Annotated in this window: 18 protein-coding genes; 7 read left to right on the forward strand and 11 right to left on the reverse strand. The window is 72.4% G+C overall.

The genetic code is table 11. The features are described from left to right. The 4 genes from I5G_RS11785 to I5G_RS11800 form a co-directional block, all read right to left on the reverse strand. On the reverse strand, positions 1–843 hold an 843-nt coding region (locus I5G_RS11785; RefSeq protein ID WP_022879235.1), incomplete at its 3' end, for a glycoside hydrolase family 3 protein. A 5-nt stretch (positions 844–848) separates the two neighbouring features. Continuing rightward, the gene (locus I5G_RS11790) at positions 849–1,730 is read right to left on the reverse strand and encodes a carbohydrate ABC transporter permease (protein WP_022879236.1); all 882 of its coding nucleotides are present in this window, start codon (positions 1,728–1,730) and stop codon (positions 849–851) included. Further along, positions 1,727–2,749 (reverse strand): carbohydrate ABC transporter permease, encoded by a 1,023-nt coding sequence (locus I5G_RS11795; RefSeq protein ID WP_022879237.1) that lies wholly within the window; start codon positions 2,747–2,749, stop codon positions 1,727–1,729. The genes I5G_RS11790 and I5G_RS11795 overlap by 4 nt, the downstream gene beginning before the upstream one ends. A gap of 10 nt (positions 2,750–2,759) precedes the next feature. Next, positions 2,760–4,046, reverse strand: a complete 1,287-nt coding sequence (locus tag I5G_RS11800) for an extracellular solute-binding protein (protein ID WP_022879238.1) — start codon at positions 4,044–4,046, stop codon at positions 2,760–2,762. Between the two features lie 171 nt (positions 4,047–4,217). On the opposite strand from I5G_RS11800, the gene I5G_RS11805 reads away from it, so the two are divergent. From I5G_RS11805 to mmuM, 4 genes are all read left to right on the forward strand, one after another. Continuing rightward, entirely contained in the window at positions 4,218–5,219 is a 1,002-nt protein-coding gene (locus tag I5G_RS11805) for a LacI family DNA-binding transcriptional regulator (RefSeq protein ID WP_026095874.1), read from the forward strand. Between the two features lie 152 nt (positions 5,220–5,371). After that, positions 5,372–6,484: a glycerate kinase gene (locus I5G_RS11810; RefSeq protein WP_022879240.1), complete on the forward strand. Its 1,113-nt coding sequence runs from the start codon at positions 5,372–5,374 to the stop codon at positions 6,482–6,484. 76 nt (positions 6,485–6,560) lie between these two features. Next, positions 6,561–7,070: a MarR family winged helix-turn-helix transcriptional regulator gene (locus I5G_RS11815; RefSeq protein WP_022879241.1), complete on the forward strand. Its 510-nt coding sequence runs from the start codon at positions 6,561–6,563 to the stop codon at positions 7,068–7,070. Beyond that, entirely contained in the window at positions 7,067–7,909 is an 843-nt protein-coding gene (gene mmuM / locus I5G_RS11820; RefSeq protein WP_022879242.1) for a homocysteine S-methyltransferase, read from the forward strand. The genes I5G_RS11815 and mmuM overlap by 4 nt, the downstream gene beginning before the upstream one ends. Before the next feature lie 9 nt (positions 7,910–7,918). Here the strand turns inward: mmuM and I5G_RS11825 are convergent, their stop codons facing one another. The 3 genes from I5G_RS11825 to I5G_RS11835 all read right to left on the reverse strand — a co-directional run bounded on the left by I5G_RS11825 (position 7,919) and on the right by I5G_RS11835 (position 10,436). Beyond that, positions 7,919–8,827 (reverse strand): hypothetical protein, encoded by a 909-nt coding sequence (locus I5G_RS11825; protein WP_187288832.1) that lies wholly within the window; start codon positions 8,825–8,827, stop codon positions 7,919–7,921. Positions 8,828–8,987: 160 nt separating this feature from the next. Further along, positions 8,988–9,899 (reverse strand): hypothetical protein, encoded by a 912-nt coding sequence (locus I5G_RS11830; protein WP_022879244.1) that lies wholly within the window; start codon positions 9,897–9,899, stop codon positions 8,988–8,990. Between the two features lie 63 nt (positions 9,900–9,962). Beyond that, positions 9,963–10,436: an Lrp/AsnC family transcriptional regulator gene (locus I5G_RS11835; RefSeq protein WP_022879245.1), complete on the reverse strand. Its 474-nt coding sequence runs from the start codon at positions 10,434–10,436 to the stop codon at positions 9,963–9,965. Between the two features lie 152 nt (positions 10,437–10,588). Between I5G_RS11835 and ald the strand changes: the two genes are divergently transcribed. Continuing rightward, positions 10,589–11,674: an alanine dehydrogenase gene (ald, locus tag I5G_RS11840; protein ID WP_022879246.1), complete on the forward strand. Its 1,086-nt coding sequence runs from the start codon at positions 10,589–10,591 to the stop codon at positions 11,672–11,674. 145 nt (positions 11,675–11,819) lie between these two features. Here ald and I5G_RS11845 read toward each other — a convergent pair whose 3' ends face one another. After that, positions 11,820–12,503, reverse strand: a complete 684-nt coding sequence (locus tag I5G_RS11845; protein ID WP_022879247.1) for a response regulator — start codon at positions 12,501–12,503, stop codon at positions 11,820–11,822. Then, positions 12,500–14,104, reverse strand: a complete 1,605-nt coding sequence (locus I5G_RS11850; RefSeq protein ID WP_022879248.1) for an ATP-binding protein — start codon at positions 14,102–14,104, stop codon at positions 12,500–12,502. Before I5G_RS11850 ends, I5G_RS11845 begins: the two co-directional genes overlap by 4 nt. 135 nt (positions 14,105–14,239) lie before the next feature. Between I5G_RS11850 and I5G_RS11855 the strand changes: the two genes are divergently transcribed. Then, positions 14,240–15,664 (forward strand): cation:dicarboxylase symporter family transporter, encoded by a 1,425-nt coding sequence (locus tag I5G_RS11855; RefSeq protein WP_022879249.1) that lies wholly within the window; start codon positions 14,240–14,242, stop codon positions 15,662–15,664. Further along, on the forward strand, positions 15,661–16,491 hold the full coding sequence (locus I5G_RS11860) for an aldolase/citrate lyase family protein (protein ID WP_022879250.1): 831 nt from the start codon (positions 15,661–15,663) through the stop codon (positions 16,489–16,491). The genes I5G_RS11855 and I5G_RS11860 overlap by 4 nt, the downstream gene beginning before the upstream one ends. Positions 16,492–16,583: 92 nt before the next feature. On the opposite strand, the gene I5G_RS11865 is transcribed toward I5G_RS11860, so the two are convergent. Beyond that, complete coding sequence (locus I5G_RS11865) at positions 16,584–17,132, reverse strand: DUF1992 domain-containing protein (protein ID WP_022879251.1); 549 nt, start codon at positions 17,130–17,132, stop codon at positions 16,584–16,586. A gap of 404 nt (positions 17,133–17,536) precedes the next feature. Further along, on the reverse strand, positions 17,537–18,298 hold a 762-nt coding region (locus I5G_RS11870; RefSeq protein ID WP_022879252.1), incomplete at its 5' end, for an oxygenase MpaB family protein.

Raw genomic sequence — 18,298 nt, forward strand, 5'->3', positions numbered from 1 at the left:
GTCGAAGCCCCACCGCCGGCGGAGCAGATCGGTGAGCAGGTCGCCCGAGGCGGCCACGGGCACGCCGTCGATCTCGGCGTACGAATTCATCACCGAGCGCACGCCGCCGTCCCGCACCGCCATCTCGAAGGGCGGCAGGAACACGTCCTGCAGCTCGCGGGGGCCGGCGTGCACGGGGGCGTGATTGCGTCCGGCCTGTGAGCCCGAGTACCCGACGAAGTGCTTCAGCGTCGCGTGCACCCCGGCGGACTGCAGCCCCCGGACGTACGCGGTGCCGATCGTGCCGACGACGTACGGGTCCTCGGCGATGCACTCGTCGACCCGCCCCCACCGCGGGTCGCGCACGACATCGAGCACGGGCGCGAGGCCCTGGTGCACGCCGACCTCGCGCATCGAGCGTCCGATGGCGGATGCCACGAGCTCGACGGTCTCCGGGTCGAACGACGCGCCCCACGCGAGCGGGGTCGGGAAGGTCGCGGCCTTCCACGCCGCGAAACCGGTGAGGCACTCCTCGTGCACGAGCGCCGGGATGCCCAGACGCGTCTCGGTCTGGAGGCGCCGCTGCTCGCCCCACAGCCATTCGGCGCGCTCGACCGGGTCGACCGGCCGGGTGCCGTAGACGCGCGTGAGGTGGCCGAGGCCGTGGACCGTGGCATCCGCGTATCCGGTCGAGGTGACCTTCTCGCCGGAAAGGGGCGCGACGACCTCGTCACCCTGGTCGACCCAGTACCCCACGAGCTGCGCGAGCTTCTCGTCGAGGGTCATGTCCGCGACGAGCGCCTGCACGCGCGCCGAGACCCCGGGGGTGAGCGCGGCGCCGACGTCGGTTCTGTGGATGGTCATGCGGGTCAGCCCTTCACGGCGCCGGTGAGGCCGCCGACGATCCGTCGCTCGAACAGGCTGAAGAACACCAGAGCGGGGATCATCGACAGCGAGGTGAACGCGAGCACGCGTGCGGTGTCGACGGAGTACTGCGACGCGAACGCCTGCGTCCCGAGGGGCAGGGTGTACGTCGCTTCGTTGTTGAGGATGAACAGCGGGAGCATGTACGAGTTCCAGCTGTTGACGAAGGCGAGGATGCCGACGGTCACGACCGCGGGGACGGCGAGCGGCAGCACCATCCGCCAGAAGAACCCGAGGCGCCCGAGCCCGTCGATCGACGCGGCCTCCTGCAGCTCTCGGGGGATCGCGGAGAGGAACGGCGACAGGATGATCACCGTGATCGGCAGCGCGAACGCGATCTGCGGAAGGATCACGCCGACGAGGGAGTTCGTCAGCCCGAGGTTGCGCACGAGGATGTACAGCGGGGTGATCGCCACGGTCATGGGGAACATCAGGCCCGCGGTGAACAGCGCGTAGAGCGCTCCGCGTCCGCGGAAGCTGTAGCGCGAGAGCCCGTAGGCGGCCATGAGTCCGAGAGCGACGACGAAGAGGGTCGTCGCGATCGCCGCGATCGTCGAGTTGGCGACCTGTCCCCAGAAGGTGCCGCTCGCGAGGACCTCGGTGTAGTTCTCCCAGTTCCACCGCGTCGGGAACCCGGCCGGGTCGACCGTGATCTCGGAGTTCGAGCGGAAACCGCCCAGGATGATGTAGATCACCGGGCCGAGCATCAGCGCGATGAGGACGAGCGCGATGAAGCCGACGAGCGCGGACGAGAAGCGGCTGCGACCGGCCGGGCGGCGCGGCGCTTTCGCGGCGCGGGGGGCGACGAGGGTGGCGGTGGCGGTCATTTGGTGCCTCCCGTGAGGGCGCCGGCGGTGTCGCGGCGGAGCACGAAGCGCTGGTAGAGCAGCGCGACGGCGAGCGAGATGAGGAACATGACCACGGCGACGGCGCTGCCGTACCCGTAGCTGCCGGCGTTGCGCCCGTTGGCCACCATGTACGTGGCCATCGTCGAGGTGCCGGCGGTGGACGCGACGTACTGGCCCCAGATGATCCACACGAGGTCGAAGAGTTGGAGCGACCCGATGATCGACAGGAACGCCCAGATGCGGATCGTCGGTCCCATGAGCGGCAGCACGATGTGGCGCTGGATCTGCCAGTAGGACGCGCCGTCGATGGCCGCGGCCTCCGACAGCTCCTCCGGGATGCCTTGGAGTCCGGCGAGGAAGAGGATCACGGCGAAGCCGATGTACTTCCACGTGATGATGATGAGCAGGGTCCAGATCGCGAGCGCCGGGTCGGAGATCCAGTCGGCGCGGAGGGCCTCCAGCCCGATCTTGTCGAGGGCGCCGTTGAGCGCTCCGCCCGACTGCAGCATGAGGCCCCAGCCGAGGCCGACGACGACCTCGGAGATGACGTACGGCACGAAGATCAGCACGCGGATGAGCGACTGGAACCGCATCTTGCGGTTCAGCAGCAGCGCGAGGCCGAGGGCCAGCGGTCCCTGCAGCACGAGGGAGCCGACGACGATGAAGGCGTTGTGGCCGAGGGCCTCGTGGAAGGCCGGGTCGGTGAGGATCGTGACGTAGTTCCGGATGCCGACGAACTCCGTCGGCGTGCCGAAGCCCGACCAGCTGTAGAAGCCGTAGAAGGCCGCCAGGGCCACCGGCAGGATGACGAACGAGACGAACACCACCAGGGCGGGGCCCAGGAGGATCGCCAGTTCCCCGCGGATCTTCCAGTTCTCGCGGCGCCGCCGAACGGGCGACCGCCCGGCCGAGGAGGAGCGGGGAGCTCTCTCCTCGGCCGAGCGGCGACCGACGACGTCGTCCGACGCGGGGGCGACGGGATGACGCACGGTGGTCATGTCGGTTCCCTCAGGAGCGCGCGGCGGCCGCGTTGACGGCGTCGACGATGCTCTGCGGGGTGCCCTTGCCGGCGAACATGTCGACCACGGCGACGTTCAGCGCGTTGCCGACGTTCTGGCCGTAGAGGGTGTCGAGCCACACCGAGACGTACGGCGCCTTCGAGTAGGCCTCGAGCACCGACTGCAGTGCGGGAGTGGTCACGGCATCCGTCGCCTCCGAGGACGCGGGGAGCGTCTGGAAGGCCGTGGCGTAGGCCTCCTGATTCTCCTTGTTCACCAGGAAGTTCAGGAAGTCGGTGCACTGCGCGGGAGCGTTGACCCAGCACGAGTACCCGTCGACGCCGCCCATCATGGCGCCGGGCTCGCCGTCACCGCCGGGGACCTCCGGGAAGGGGAACCAGCCGAGGTCGGGGAGCGGCTTCTGGTCGGGCGTGAGCGAGGCGATCACGCCCGGGTCCCACGCGCCCATGAGCTCCATGCCCGCCTGCTTGTTGGCGAGGAGACCGGCGGACGAACCGGCGCCCTGCTGCGCGGCGGTGGTGAGGAAGCCGTCGTTGAACGGCTGCGTCTTGAGGAACGACTCGAGGTCCTCTCCGGCCTTGAGCCAGCAGGGGTCGTCGAAGCTGCGGCTCGCGGCCGCCGCGTCGAGCACGTCCTTGGAGCACGCGCGCAGCGCGAAGTTGTAGTACCAGTGCGCGGCGGGCCAGGCGTCCTTCGCGCCGACGGCGATCGGGGCGACCCCGGTGGCCTTGATCTTGGCGTTGGCGGCCTCGAGCTCGTCGATCGTCTTCGGGGCCGCGGTGACGCCCGCGGCGGTGAGGACGTCCTGCGACGTGAAGATGCCGGACGGCAGCACCGCGACCGGCATCCCATAGTTCTTCCCGTCGATCTCGAACGCCGACAGCGACGAACCGAGGGCGGTCTTGGCATCCGAGGAGATCTTGTCGGTCAGGTCCATGACCTGACCCGCCTTGACGATGTCGGCGAGCTTGCCGCCGCCGCGCGCCATGAACAGGTCGGGGGCGTCGCCGGAGTTCAGGGCGGTCTGGAGCTTGCCGTCCATCTCCTCGTTCTGCACGGCCTGGATCTCGATCTTCACGTTGGGGTTGGCCTTCTCGAAGGCCGCCGCGGTGTCCTCCCAGTACTTCTTGCCGTCGCCGGTGGTGGAGTTGTGCCACAGCGTCAGCGTGACGCTCCCGTCGGCGTTCTGTCCGCCCCCGCCGCCGGCGCAGCCGCCGAGGGCCAGGGTGCCGGCGACCGCGAGGGCGGCTGCGGCGAGGAGTTTCCTCGTGTTCATGTGATTCCCGTTTCTCTTCGTCGAGGTGCGTCCCGTGCGGGATGCTCCGGTGTCGGCATCGGTGCCGGTCGTTCACGTCCGGGTGTGCGGCCCGGGTGGGAGCAGTGTCACCCGGGCGCGAAGCGTCGTCAAACGTTTTCGAAAATGATTTCCACGCTAGGGTCGGATGCCATGACCCGGCGTGCCACCATCCACGACGTCGCCGCGGCTGCCGGTGTGTCGGTCGCCACGGTGTCGAAAGCCGTCAACGGCCGCTACGGGGTGGCGCCCGAGACCGTGGGCCGCGTCCTGGATGCCGTGCGCGCCCTCGGCTACGAGTCGAGCCTCGTCGCGAGCAGCATGCGGTCGCGGCGGACCGGGGTGATCGGCGTGCTCGTCGCCGACATCGAGCCCTTCTCGGCCGAGATCCTCAAGGGCGTCGGGGGAGCGCTGTCCGACACCGGATACGACCTGCTCGCCTACACCGGCGCGCGCCGTGACGGCGAGGGGTGGGAGCGGCGGTCGCTGAGTCGCCTGAGCGGCACGCTCATCGACGCCGCGATCCTCGTGACCCCGACCGTCGTGAACGTCGCCGCCGAGGTGCCCATCGTCGCGATCGACCCGCACACGGGCCGCGCCGATCTTCCCACCGTGGAGTCCGACAGCTTCACCGGCGCGCAGCAGGCCGTCCACCACCTCGTACAGCTCGGCCACCGACGCATCGGCTTCATCGCGGGGCGCCCCGACCTGCGGTCGGCGGTCGCCCGGGCCTCGGGGTATCGCGAGGCGTTGTCGGCCGCCGGCATCCCGTTCGATCCTGCCCTCGTGGGGCAGGGGCACTACGAGCAGGACGTCGCGCGCGAGGCCGCGCAGGCGATGCTCGCGCTGCCCGACCCGCCCACCGCGGTGTTCGCCGCCAACGACCTGTCGGCGCTGTCGATCGTCGAGGTGGCCGCCGCCCGCGGGCTGCGCGTGCCCGACGACCTGTCCGTCGTCGGCTTCGACGACGTGCCCGAGGCGGCACGGGCGCAGCCGCCGCTGACGACCGTGCGCCAGCCCATGAAGATCCTCGGCGCCGAAGCCGTGCGGATGGTCCTCGCGCTGCTCGCCGGGGAGGAGCTGCCCGAGACGCACCTGCAGCTCGCGACCCGCCTCGTCGCCCGCGGCACGACGGCGCCCCCGCCGGTGCGCTGAGCCCGCGGTGGGCCCGGGCCGGGGCCGGGCCCGATGGCGCCGAGACTGCAGTGGGCTGACATCCCGGTTGCAGGCTGCAGTGGGTTCGTCAGCTGGGTGCAGTCTCGCGGTCAGGGCCGCCCCACCGCCCGGCCCCGCGGTAGGGTCGGCGCGTGACGCGCGTGCTGCTCGCCCCGGACGGGTTCAAGGGATCGATCTCCGCGGCGGCCGCCGCCGCTGCGCTCGCAGCCGGGTGGCGCGCCGTGCGCCCCGGCGACGCGATCGTCGAGCTGCCGGTGGCCGACGGTGGTGAGGGCACCCTCGACGCCTTCGTCGTCGCCGTGCCGGGAGCGCGACGGATGCCGGTGACCGTCACCGGTCCGCACGGGCATGAGGTCGTGGCATCCTGGGTCCTCCTCCCGGCGACGGCGGACGCGCCGCACGGGACCGCGGTCGTCGAGCTGGCGTCCACGTCGGGGATCGAGCTGCTCGCCGGCGACCTGCGGCCGTTCGACGCCGACACCCGCGGGTTCGGTCAGGCGATCGCCGCCGCCCTCGATCAGGGCGTCTCCCGGCTCGTGCTGGCGATCGGATCGAGCGCCTCCACCGACGCCGGTTTCGGTCTGCTCACCGCCCTCGGCGCGCGGATCGTGGATGCCGAGGGCCACGACGTTCCGCCCGGATTGCGCGGCGTGCGGACCGCCGTCCGCCTCGAACGCCAGGGTCTCCGCGCGCTGCCGGCCGGCGGGGCGCTCGTGCTGACCGACGTCCGCAGCCCCCTCACCGGCCCGGGCGGGGCGGCCGCGGTGTTCGGGCCGCAGAAGGGCCTCGGCGCCGAGGACATCCCCGCGGCCGACGCCGCCCTGGCTCGCGCGGCGGACCTGCTCGCCACCGACGCGGCCTTCCCCGGCACGGGTGCGGCCGGCGGCACCGGTGCGGCCCTGCGGGCCTGGGGTGCGGAGCTTGTTCCCGGGGCGGAGCGCATCGCCGACCTCCTCGGTCTCGTCGAGGCCGTGGCCGCGGCCGATGTGGTCGTGACCGGCGAGGGGTCGTTCGACGCGAGCTCCGCGACCGGCAAGGCCCCCGCGCGCGTCGCGGCCCTCGCCCGCGCGGAGGGGCGCCGGGTCGGCCTCGTCGCCGGCCGGATCGCTCCGGATGCCGACACCTCCAGGTTCGGCGCGGCGGTCGCGCTCGTGCAGCTCGCCGGGTCGACGGAGGCCGCGCTGGCCGAGCCCGCACGGTGGCTCACCGCCGCGGGAGAGGCGCTCGCCGAGCATCTCGGCTGAGGCGCGCGAGCCGGAATTTCGCGGGAGAAGCGCCGTCGGTGGCCGAGTGGCATCCCGGCTCCGGTACCGTCGTGGTGTGTCCACTCTCTCCAGCAACAAGGACGACGAGGTCGATCTCCTCATCGACGCCTGGTCGCAGTTGCTGCCCGAGGTCGACCTGACCCCCCTCGACGTCATGTCGCGGCTGCGCCGCGCGGCGTTCCACCTGTCGAAGCTGCGCGCCCGCGCGTTCGCCAGTGCCGACATCGCGGTGTGGGAGTTCGACGTCCTCGCCGTCCTTCGCCGTGCCGGCACCGAGCTCAGCGCCACGCGTCTCATCGCCGCGACGATGATCGGCAGCGCGGCGATGACCAACCGCCTCGACAAGCTCGCCGACCGCGGGCTCGTCACCCGCCGCCCGAACCCGTCGGACGGCCGCGCGATCCTCGTCGCCATCACACCCGAGGGCATCCAGCGCGTGGATGCCGCCATGACCGAGCTCGTCCGCCTCGAAGGCGATGCGCTGCGTGACGTCAGCCGCGCGGACCAGGCGATGCTCGCCCGGGTGCTGCGCGTCCTCGCCGCCGGCGAGACGCACGAGGCGTGATCGATCTCAGTGCCGGACCGCTGGTCCTGGACGGCGGTCTCGGCACGCTGCTCGAGAGCCGCGGCAACGACGTGGCGTCGCCGTTGTGGTCGGCGCGCGTGCTGCGGGACGACCCCGACGAGGTGCGGGCCGCCCACGCGGAGTTCGCCGCGGCCGGTGCGGACGTCCTGATCACGGCCTCGTATCAGGTGGGCTTCGGCGGTGCGATCCCGGATGCCGAGGTCGAGCGGCTCCTGCGCCGTTCAGTGTCACTCGCCCGAGAGGCGGGGGACGGCGTGGTCGCGGCATCCGTGGGTCCGATCGGCGCGCTGCGCGCCGACGGCAGCGAATACACCGGCGCCTACGGACTCGACGTCGCCGCGCTGCGCGCGCTGCACCGTCGGCGTCTCGCCGTGCTCGCCGACGCGGGTGCCGACCTGCTCGCGGTCGAGACGGTCCCGTCGCCGCTCGAGGTCGAGGCGCTCGCGCTCGAGCTGGCCGACCTGGGCGTCCCCGCGTTCGTGAGCCTGTCGGCGGACAGCACGGGCTTCGCCGCGCCGGGGTCGCGGGCCGCGGCGCTGAGGACCGCGGCATCCGTCCCGGGTGTCATCGCTGTCGGCGTGAACTGCTGCGCTCCCGGCAGCGTCGGGCGCGCACTCGCCGAAGCGCCCGCCGTCCCGCTCGTCGCCTACCCGAACACGGGGGAGCGATGGGATGCCACGACCCGGACCTGGCACGGTGGCGCGGCTCCGCTCGCCGAGGACGCGCCGGCGTGGGTGGCCGCGGGCGCCCGGCTCGTCGGCGGATGCTGCCGCTCGGCCCCGGCGGACATCGCGGCGATCGCCGCGGCCGTCCGCTAGCCGTTCCGCTTACGCCTCGGCGGCGTCGGAGGGCCGTGCGGACGGGCTCAGCGACCGCGCCGTGCGCGCGAGGGGCTCCGCGACTCGGAGCAGCGCGAAGCTCTCGGGACCCCATCCGTACGTCTCGCGCAACACCCTGCTCACGGCGAGCGGCGCCGTGGGGCACGGCACGTCCACGCCCCGGTGCACGTCGACGGACGCGGGGTCGACGTCGCGGGCGGCGCTGCGCAACTCGGAGACGAGTGCCAGCACCGTGGGCATGCCGTGGGTTCGGATCGCCGCACGCCAGTCGCCCACGACGAGCCGGGTCCAGGACGTGCCGCCCCCGGTCAGTTCGGGGTGCGGGGAGCGGCGCACGAGGACGACGGCGGCACCGATCAGGAGAACGCAGGCCGTCGCGACTCCGGCGCTGACGGCGTGCGAGAACACCGTTCGAGCGAAGTCCGACGATGCCGCGGGGCTGAGCGCGACGACCGTGCGGGCCAGGGAGTAGACGGCGTAGGTCGTCATCGACACGACGATCGCGGCCACCGACCGCCGCGGGACGATCACGGACGTGAAAGCGAGCACCGCGCCGAGCGCGCAGGCGAGCGTGACCGCGGCGATCCGCACGATGTGGGAGACCTCGTTCGGGAGGAGCAGCGAACTCGACGCGACGGCCGCGGGAAGGACGATCGCGAGCGTCACGACCGTGCGCGTTCGGCGGCTCCCCGGCGACGTGGTCGAGACGCCGACCACCAGGGGAGCGGCGACCATGAGAGCGTCCGCCGCGCTGCAGGTCAGTCGATCACCGCCGTGGAGACTCACGACGTACAGAGCCGTGCAGCCGACCGCGAGCACCCCCGCGAGACCGATCACCCGAAGGAAGAACGTGAGCGGGATCCGGGATCCGAGGTGGGGCAGGATGATCCCGATCATGCTGGCGCCGACGGCGGCACACATCACAGCCAGTCCTATCGACAGCACGGTGCCTCCCTCGGCTCATCCTGGCGGTGCCGCGGGGCGAATAGGGGGGCTTGACGAAATCCGTCGCGTCCGAGTCCCACGCCGCAGGGTGTCGTCGCGAGCGCGGGTGCCGTCAGTCGTCGTCCGAGCGAGAGCGCGCGGCCGTGGGTTCGGCGAGGAGGGCGATCTCCTCCGGGTTCCACCCGAACGAGTGCTGCATCTCGTACTCGAGGGTCGCGAGGGCAGAGGTCAGGGCGGTCGCGACGCCGTGCCGGACGTCGAAGGCGTGATCGTCGAGGGCCCGCGCGGCCACGCGCAGCTCGGCGACGAGGGAGCTCAGACGCTCGCTGCCGTAGGCGTGGGCCAGCAGCCGAGCGTCGTCGATGACGACGACGGACAGAGTGTTCGGACCGTCCCCGGCGACACGTCGGGCGGGGTGGATCGTGAGGATGACCGCCGCACCGCACACGAGCACGGTGAGGGTAGCGACGGCCGTGGCGAACTCGACGGAGAACAGCGGAGAAGCGTCCCCGCCGAGCGTCACGACGATCGCCCGCGCGGCGGAGAAGATCGCGTACGCGCCCATGGCGCCCGCGATCAGTCGGGCCGGGAGCGGGGCGACGGTGGTCGTGGCGATCGCGGCGAGCGCGCACCCGGCGCACACGAACGCCAACGTGGCGGACTTGACGACGAGCGCCGTCTCCGCGTCCGTCACCGCGGTGCAGACGCCGACGCCGACCGCGATCGCCACCGCGACCCCCGTGGCGACGCGCTGGGCTCGGGGAGGGAACCCGCGGACCCCGACCGCCGTGATGGCGGGGGAGAGCGTCATCGCTGCGTCCGCGACGACCAGCGAACCGCGCCCTCCGTCGGAGGCGTGGACCGCGTACATGACGGTCGAGCCCACGGCGAGGACCCCCGCGATGGCGGCGTAGCGGAGGAACGTCGTGAGGGAGAGGGGCGTGGTGACACGCGGCAGAGCGACACTGACGATGCCGACGGCCACGCCGAGGCACATCGCCAGCAGCCCGATCGTCAGCAGCAACGGGATCTCCGGGGTTCGCGGTTCACTTTCCGGCTGAGTGTATCGTTTCAGCGCGGGGCTTCATCAGTCGAAATCCGCAGCGAGCGCGTTGCGGTGGTATTCGAAGATGATGCTCGTTCGCGTGGATGCCACGCTGTTCCGCGCGGACAGCTGATCGACGACGAAACGACGCACGGCCGAAGAATCGTCGACCGCGATGTGCACGAGGAAGTCGTCGGAACCGCCCAGGAAGAACAGCTGGATCACGTCCGGGTGGCGGCGGATCTCCTGCGCGAAGGCGCGGATGCTCTCGTGCCGCTGCCCCGGCCGGAGGGTCACGCCGACGATCGCCTGCAGCCCGCGGCCGAGCCTGCTCTGATCGACGGCGGCGTGGAATCCCGTGATGAGTCCCCGGTCGACGAGGCCCCGGACGCGGGTGTGAGCGGTGGATGCCGCGACCCCGAGCGCGTCGGCGAGGGCGGCGTTCGTCATCCGGGCGTCGGCGGAGAGCAGCTCGATGATCCGGGCGTCGAGCGGGTGCAGGTCGTCTTCGGGCATCGTAGATCCTTCGGTTTCTCGATCGGCTCCGGGGTCTTTCCGCCGACGATACCGGGGGAGGCGGCATCCATTCCGAAGAATCTGCGGCTTTACGCCACGGAAACATGGATTCCTGCGATTCTTCCTGCCACCACCATTCCGAGGAGAGACCGATGCGCGTCGCCGTGCCCACCGAGATCAAGAACAACGAGAACCGTGTCGCGATGACGCCCGCGGGCGTCGACGCTCTGGTCCACCGCGGCCACGAGGTGCTGGTGCAAGCCGGCGCCGGCGAGGGCAGCGGCTTCTCGGACGAGCAGTACCGCTCGGCCGGCGCCGAGATCGTGGCGACCGCCGACGAGACGTGGGCGCGCGCCGAGCTGCTCGTCAAGGTCAAGGAGCCGATCGCGCCCGAGTACGGGCACCTGCGTCCCGACCTCACGCTCTTCACGTACCTGCACCTCGCGGCCGACCGGCCGCTGACCGACGCGCTCATGGCCGCGGGGACCACCGCCGTCGCGTACGAGACCGTGCAGACCACCGACCGTGCGCTGCCGCTCCTCGCCCCCATGAGCGAGGTCGCCGGGCGCCTGTCGATCATCGAGGGCGCGCACCACCTGCTGCGGGCCTCGGGCGGCCGCGGCCTGCTGCCCGGCGGTGTTCCGGGAACGCCCAAGGCGAAGGTCGTCGTGATCGGCGGCGGTGTCGCGGGCGAGCACGCCGCGGCGAACGCCCTCGGCCTCGGCGCGAACGTCACCGTGATCGACATCTCGCTGCCCAAGCTCCGTCAGCTCGAGGAGCGCTTCGGCGGTGCCATCCAGACGCGCGCGTCGACCCGCCTCGAGATCGCCGAGCAGCTCGCCGACGCCGACCTCGTCATCGGCTCGGTGCTGATCCCGGGAGCCGCGGCGCCCAAGCTCGTCACGGACGATATGGTCGCCGCGATGAAGCCCGGCTCGGTGCTTGTCGACATTGCGATCGACCAGGGCGGCTGCTTCGAAGGGTCGCGCCCGACGACCCACGACGCGCCGACGTTCCGCGTCCACGACTCGCTGTTCTACTGCGTCGCGAACATGCCCGGCGCCGTGCCGCACACCTCCACGCGCGCGCTGTCCAACGCCACGCTCCCGTACATCACCCGCATCGCCGATGCGGGCTGGGAGGCCGCGGCATCCGCCGATCCGGCCCTCGCGAAGGGCCTGAACGTGCGTGCCGGCGTCGTGGTGAACGAGGGCGTGCGGGCCGCGTTCGACCTCTGACGCGGGCCCCGGTCCCAGCCGCCAGTTCACGCGATCTGGTCGACATCACGCGGCACGGGGCGCTGTGACGCGTGCGCTCGGCCACTTCACGTGAACTGGCGGCGGAGATGCCCGCAGGGCACGGGCGCGCGGAAGGGGGTGCGCGTCAGCCGCGGACCCAGGCGTACGTGATCTCGGGGCGGCCGGGGCCGCCGTAGCGCGGCTCGCGGCGCACGCGGCCGACGTCGGCGAGGTGCTCGAGGTACCGGCGGGCGGTGACGCGCGACATGCCCTCGCGCTCGCCGACCTCGGTGGAGGACACCGCGGTGGATGCCGTGCGGACGCGTTCCGCGACGGCCTGCAGCGTCTCATCGCTCAGGCCCTTCGGCAGCGCGGGGGCCGCGACGGTGCGCAGCGTCCCGAGCAGCGCGTCGACCTCGGACTGCGTGGCGTCCCCGGCGGCACGGTCCAGCCCCTCGACGTACGCGCGGTACGCCTCGAGGCGCTCGCGGAACGCGGCGAACGTGAACGGCTTGATGAGGTACTGCACGACCCCGGTCGACACCGCGGCGCGCACGGTCGCGGCATCCCGGACCGCTGTCACGGCGATGATGTCGACGCCCGCGCCCATCGCGCGCACGCGCCGGGCGACGTCGAGGCCGCCGCCGTCGGGCATGGTCATGTCCAGCAGCACGAGGTCGATGGGGCGGGCAAGATCCGCGATCGCGGTGAGCGCCGCGCGCGCCCCCGCCGCCTGCCCGACGACCTCGAACCCCGGGACGCGTCCGACGTAGGCGGTATGCAACTCGAGCGCGAGGGCGTCGTCGTCGACGACGAGCACCCGGATCACGCGGGCACCGCCTCAACGGGCGCGGGCAGCATCACGCGCACCGTCGTCGGTGCGCCGCTGACCGAGAGCGTCCCGCCGTGCGCCGCGACGATGTCGCGCACGAGCGCGAGCCCCACGCCGCGGCCGCCGGGAGCCGCCGCGGGCTTGGTCGACGCGCCGAACGCGAACGGGTCGGCGAGGTCGGGGTCGAACCCCGCGCCGCTGTCGCTCACCTCGATGGCCACGTCGGGTCCCTTCCGCGTGAGGGACACGCGGACCCAGCGGGGTTCGGCGCCGGCGGCCGCGGCATCCATCGCGTTGTCCACGAGGTTGCCGACCACCGTGACCGCCTCGGCGGCGGCCAGCGGGAGCGCGGGCGTCGGCTCGGCGACGTCGAGGTCGAGGGCCACGCCGCGCTCGGCGGCCTCGTCGAGCTTGCCGAGCAGCAGCGCGACGACCACCGCGCCGTCGTTGCCGGAGACGATGCGGTCGGCGAGATCCTGGCGCCCCTCGGTGGATGCCGCGATGAGCCGCCGCGCGTCGTCGATGCGCCCGAGTTCGAGCAGGGCGAGCAGCGCGTGCAGCCGGTTGCCGTGCTCGTGGGTCTGCGAGCGCAGCGTCTCGCTGAGGGTGCGGACCCCCTCCAGCTCGCCGAGCAGCGCCTGCAGCTCGGAGCGGTCGCGGAGGGTCATGACCCGCCCGCGCTCGGGGGCGCGGCGCCCGTTCAGATCGCGCGCCTCCTCCTGGTTGACCAGCAGCACCCGATCGCCGGTGGCCACGGTCTCCTCCACCATGCGGCGTCCGGTCGCGATCGCGTCGGCGAGAGCGGCATCCATGTCGGTCTCCCGCGGGTCGAGGTCGACCTGGCCCTCGGTCGCCGGCGGCAGGCCCAGGAGGTCGGCGGCTTCGTCGTTGTACAGCACGATCCGCCCGCGGCCGTCCGTGACGACGAGCCCCTCGCGCAGTGAGTGCAGCACGGTCTCGTAGCTCTCCACGAGCCGGGCGAGCTCGCGGGGCGTGTACGACCCGGTGACACGGCGCGCGCTGCGCCGGACGTACAGGGCGCCGAGGATGCCGATCCCCACGATCCCGGCCGCGGCGGCGACGATCGTCGGGACGCGGGCGGCGAGATCCGCCTGCACGGCGCCGAGCGTCACACCGACCGAGACGAGCCCCACGATCTCGCCGTCGTCGGCGCCGCCGTCACGGATCGGCGTGATCGTGCGCACGGACGGTCCGAGCGTGCCGTCGTAGACCTCGGTGTACGTCTGTCCGGCGAGGGCTTCCTCCCGGGAGCCGAGGTACTGCTGACCGATCTCGGAGCGATTGCGGTGGGTGAGCCGGATGCCGTCGGGCGTCATGATCGTGACGAACGACAGATCGCCCTCGGCGAGGATCGCCTCCACCATCGGCTGCAGCGTGTCGGAATCGCGCGCTCGGACGAGCGCCGCGACGTCCGGTTCGTGCGCGAGCGTCTCCGCCACCGAGCGGGTGACCTGCTCCGCCTGGCGCTGCCCGGAGTCGGACAACTGCACCGACAGGAGCGCTGCGAGCACGCCCGCGACCAGCAGCACGACGCCGAGCGAAACGATCGCCAGTCGTCCGCCCACGCTCAATCGCACGTCGCTCCCTCCTTCGGTCTGCCGTGAACAATACGACCACAAATCGCCCCGTGCGCCGCGCTGAACGAAAGTCGGGACATCCCCGGCGGCCCCGCCGGAGGAAACAAAGACGTTTCACAGAAGGGGAAGTCGCGAATGTCTCTCTCACTCAGCACCACACGCGACGGTCGTCCTCGCAAGAAGATCGACCGCAACCACTGGCTCTACATCGCCGTCATCGTCGCCGTCGTGGCGGGCATCGTCGTCGGGCTCACCGCCCCGCAGTTCGCCGTCGCCCTGGAGCCGGTGGGCAAGGGCTTCGTCAGCCTCATCAAGATGATGATCGCCCCGGTCATCTTCTGCACGATCGTCGTGGGCATCGGCTCGATCGCGAAGGCCTCCACGGTCGGCAAGATCGGCGGCCTGGCGCTGGTCTACTTCCTCGTGATGTCGACCTTCGCGCTCGGCATCGGCCTGCTGGTGGGCAACATCATCCACCCCGGTGAGGGCCTGAACATCGCGGGTGCGGCCTACGACGCCGTCCCCGAGCCGACCACCACGCAGGACTTCATCCTGGGCATCATTCCGACGACGTTCTTCTCGGCGTTCACCGGCGGCAGCATCCTCCAGGTGCTCTTCATCGCTCTCCTCGTCGGCTTCGGGCTGCAGGGCATGGGCGAGCGCGGCGCGCGTATGGTCGAGGGCATCCGCAACTTCCAGGTGCTCGTCTTCCGCATCCTCGGCATGATCCTGTGGCTCGCCCCGATCGGTGCCTTCGGTGCGATCGCCGCGGTCGTCGGCAAGACCGGTTTCGGGGCCGTCATCAGCCTCGGCATCCTGATGGGCTCGTTCTACCTGACCTGCTTCCTCTTCATCGCCGTGGTCCTCGGTCTGCTGCTGTTCGCCGTCACGCGGGTCAACATCTTCTCGCTCATGAAGTACCTCGGCCGCGAATACCTCCTCATCGTCGGCACGTCGTCCTCCGAGGCCGCGCTGCCGCGCCTCATCGCGAAGATGGAGCACCTCGGCGTCTCGAAGCCGGTCGTCGGCATCACCGTCCCGACCGGGTACTCGTTCAACCTCGACGGCACCGCGATCTACCTCACGATGGCGTCGCTGTTCATCGCGACCGCGATGGGCGCCCCGATGTCGATCCCCGAGCAGATCGGCCTCCTGATCTTCATGATCATCGCCTCCAAGGGCGCGGCCGGCGTCACCGGTGCGGGCCTCGCGACCCTCGCCGGCGGCCTCTCCGCCTACCGCCCCGACCTGGTCAACGGCGTCGGCGTCATCGTCGGCATCGACCGGTTCATGTCCGAGGCCCGCGCGGTCACGAACTTCACCGGCAACGCCGTGGCAACCCTCCTCATCGGAGCGTGGACCAAGCAGTACGACCGCGAGCGCGTCGGCGAGGTCCTCGCGGGCCGCATCCCCTTCGACGAGACGCTCCTCACCGGTCACGACCACGCCGCCACTCCGGCGGCGGACGCCGCGCCCGTTCCGGCGTCGGTCGACACCCAGGCGCTCAACGCCTTCCGCGCTCAGGCGGAGGCGGAGGCGGCGGCCCGGGGTCGTTCGTGAGCCTGACGCAGCACTCGGCGGGGGCGGCTTCGGCCGCCCCCGCCCCCGCGCGCGTGGACCTCGCCCGCACGTGGCTGCTGCGCTCGCCGCTGGCAGCCGGCGGCGACACCGCGGCCGACGTGCTCGTCCTCGACCTCGAGGACGGGCTGCCCGCCGCGCGCAAGACCGAGGGTCGCGAACGCGCCCGCCGCGCCGCCGAGACCGCGCCCGTCTGGCTGCGGATCAGCGCCGCGGGCACGCCCGACGGCGAAGCCGACCTGGAGCTGTGCCGTGAGCTGGACGACCGCCTGGCCGGCATCGTGCTCGCCATGTGCGCCGGACCCGCCGACGTCTCCCATGTCGCGGCATCCCGTCGGGTGGGTGTGCCGATCGTGGCGATGATCGAGTCGGCCGCGGCGTTGCTCGCGGCCCCGGCGATCGCTGCGCACCCCGCGACCCGGCGCCTGGCCTTCGGCACCGGCGACTTCCGCCGCGACACCGGCATGGCGGACGACCGCACCGCCCTGTCCTGGCCCCGGGCGCAGCTGGTCGTGGCGTCGGCGGCCGCCCGGATCGCGGGGCCGATCGACGGCCCGTGCGGTTCGGTCGAGCAGGCTCGGGATGCCGCCGAGCACGCCGCCGCGATGGGGTTCACGGGCACGCTCGCGCTGCGGGATGCCGCGATCCCGGGTGCCCACGCCGGATTCACGCCGACGCCGGCCGAGGTGGAGGCGGCCCGGACGCTCCTGTCGGAGGTTCCCGACGGCCCGGTCGACGGCTCGTACGCCCCCGCCCTCGCGCGCGCCCGCGCGCTGGTGGCCCGCGCCGAGGCGCTCGCGCGGCTCTGACGCCTGCCGAGCGCCCACGATCGGGTCGAGCGCCTACGCCCCGGTCGCCCCGATCGTGAGCGCTCGACCGGATCGTGTGCGGTGGCCGCGGGTCAGCGCCCGAACCACCGACGGCGCCGCGGCGGGAGCGCGGCGACGGAAGCCGCCTCGCGAGCGCGGCGGCGGGACGCCCACGCCGAGAGCTCGGCATCCACGTCCACCGTCGGCGTGACCACGGGAGGTCCGCCGAGCAACTGCCGGCGGGCTTCGATGACGCGGCGGTTGAAGTCCTCCAGCGCTTCGCGGACGTCGGCTTCGCGCGAGATCGCATCCATCCGCTCCGCGAGTTCGGCGTGTTCGACCCGCAGCGTCAGCGCGGGCGGCCCCAGCCCCGACAGCTTCTCGGTCTCGATCTTGCGGCGGATCCACCAGTCCGGGTCGTGACTTCCGCCCAGGTCGGGGAGCGGTTTCCCCGCCCCGGGCAGGTTCTCGAACTCCCCGCGCCGGATCGCCTGCTGGATCGACGTCTCGACGAACGCGGCCCGCTCGGCGGCCGTCGAGCCGCGCGCCCGCGCCTCCGCGGATTCCGGTTCCAGACCGGCATCCCGCATGCGCCGGTCCAGACGGTACTGCTCCGCCGCCTGTCTCGGGTCGTCGCTCATGTCGCCTCCGCCGTGTGCTCGGGTGATTCCAGGCTACGTCGGGGCGGGCCGTGCGGCGTCGGAGTCGTCGCCGAGGGATGGATGCCAGGGCCTCGGCCGCCCCCGGCTGGGTGTCCAAGACACGCGGATGCCACGCGCGCCCGTCCGCGTGTCTTGGACACTGAACGGGAAGGGACACGCGCCACCCCCGCCGCGCGACGGCGTTCTCGGACGCTGAGCGCGAGGAGAGGAGGGCGCGCAACTCCGGCAGATCCGCTGCTCATCGGGCGCGGATGCCGCAGCCCCGGGATTCTGCAGGAGTTGTGCTGGCCGGTCCCGGCTGGGTGTCCAAGACACGCGGATGCCACGCGAGCGCCTCCGCGTGTCCTGGACACTGAACGTGAGACGCCGCGCGCCGGCCCGGGCTACAGCCCGAGGCGCCGCAGGCGCAGCCGTGCCATGTCCTGCGCGCGCGGGCCGGAGCCGAGCGCCCGCTCGGTGATGCGGAGGATGAGGCGGGTCGCGGTCTTCACCGGCAGCCACGAACGCCGCACCCCCAGGAGCCGCCGCAGGCGCGGCGGGAACGTCGCCACCGCGGCGGCGAACAGCACGCGATACGCGATGCCCATCAGTCCGGTGAACGGGGGCTTCCGCAGGAATCGCACGACGTCGTCGACGCGCTCGTCGCGGCGCAGCTCTCCGCGGTCGAGGAACCCCTCGAGCTCGGCGCGCAGCGCGGCCTCGGTCAACGGCGGGTCGGGGATCCGCATGAGCCGCCCGGCGGTGGCCCAGTCGGCGACGTACGCGTCGGCGCCGCCGGGGATAGGTCCGCCGTACGCCTGGTGGCTGCGGAGGAACGCGTCCGTGAAGGCGATGTGCACCCACCGCACGAGGTCGCGGTCCTCGGCGGTGTAGCTGCGCTCGGCGCCGTCGCCGGCGACGTACGACCCCTGCACGCGCTGGTGGAAGCGGCCGACGCGGGCGGTCTCGGCATCCGCTTGGCTTCTCGATCCGTACGTGAGGGTGATGACCCACCGCACCGTGCCGGTGAGACGCCCGATCGGGTCTTCGCGGTAGCGCGACCAGTCGTGCACGCCCGCGAGCGCGCCGGGGTGCAGCGCCTGGAGGAGCAGGGCCCGGATGCCGGCGACCAGGGTGCCCATTCCGGCATGGACGTCCACGCGGAC

Source organism: Microbacterium sp. B19 (assembly GCF_000333395.1).
Classification (GTDB): Bacteria; Actinomycetota; Actinomycetes; order Actinomycetales; family Microbacteriaceae; genus Microbacterium.

Excerpts from the sequence above, each read along its gene's own strand:
- I5G_RS11805 (WP_026095874.1), top strand. The coding sequence starts at position 4,218 with ATGACCCGGCGTGCCACCATCCACGACGTCGCCGCGGCTGCCGGTGTG.
- ald (WP_022879246.1), top strand. The coding sequence starts at position 10,589 with ATGCGCGTCGCCGTGCCCACCGAGATCAAGAACAACGAGAACCGTGTC.
- I5G_RS11825 (WP_187288832.1), bottom strand. The coding sequence starts at position 8,827 with ATGATCGGGATCATCCTGCCCCACCTCGGATCCCGGATCCCGCTCACG.
- I5G_RS11800 (WP_022879238.1), bottom strand. The coding sequence starts at position 4,046 with ATGAACACGAGGAAACTCCTCGCCGCAGCCGCCCTCGCGGTCGCCGGC.
- I5G_RS11795 (WP_022879237.1), bottom strand. The coding sequence starts at position 2,749 with ATGACCACCGTGCGTCATCCCGTCGCCCCCGCGTCGGACGACGTCGTC.
- I5G_RS11790 (WP_022879236.1), bottom strand. The coding sequence starts at position 1,730 with ATGACCGCCACCGCCACCCTCGTCGCCCCCCGCGCCGCGAAAGCGCCG.
- I5G_RS11835 (WP_022879245.1), bottom strand. The coding sequence starts at position 10,436 with ATGCCCGAAGACGACCTGCACCCGCTCGACGCCCGGATCATCGAGCTG.
- I5G_RS11865 (WP_022879251.1), bottom strand. The coding sequence starts at position 17,132 with ATGAGCGACGACCCGAGACAGGCGGCGGAGCAGTACCGTCTGGACCGG.
- I5G_RS11855 (WP_022879249.1), top strand. The coding sequence starts at position 14,240 with ATGTCTCTCTCACTCAGCACCACACGCGACGGTCGTCCTCGCAAGAAG.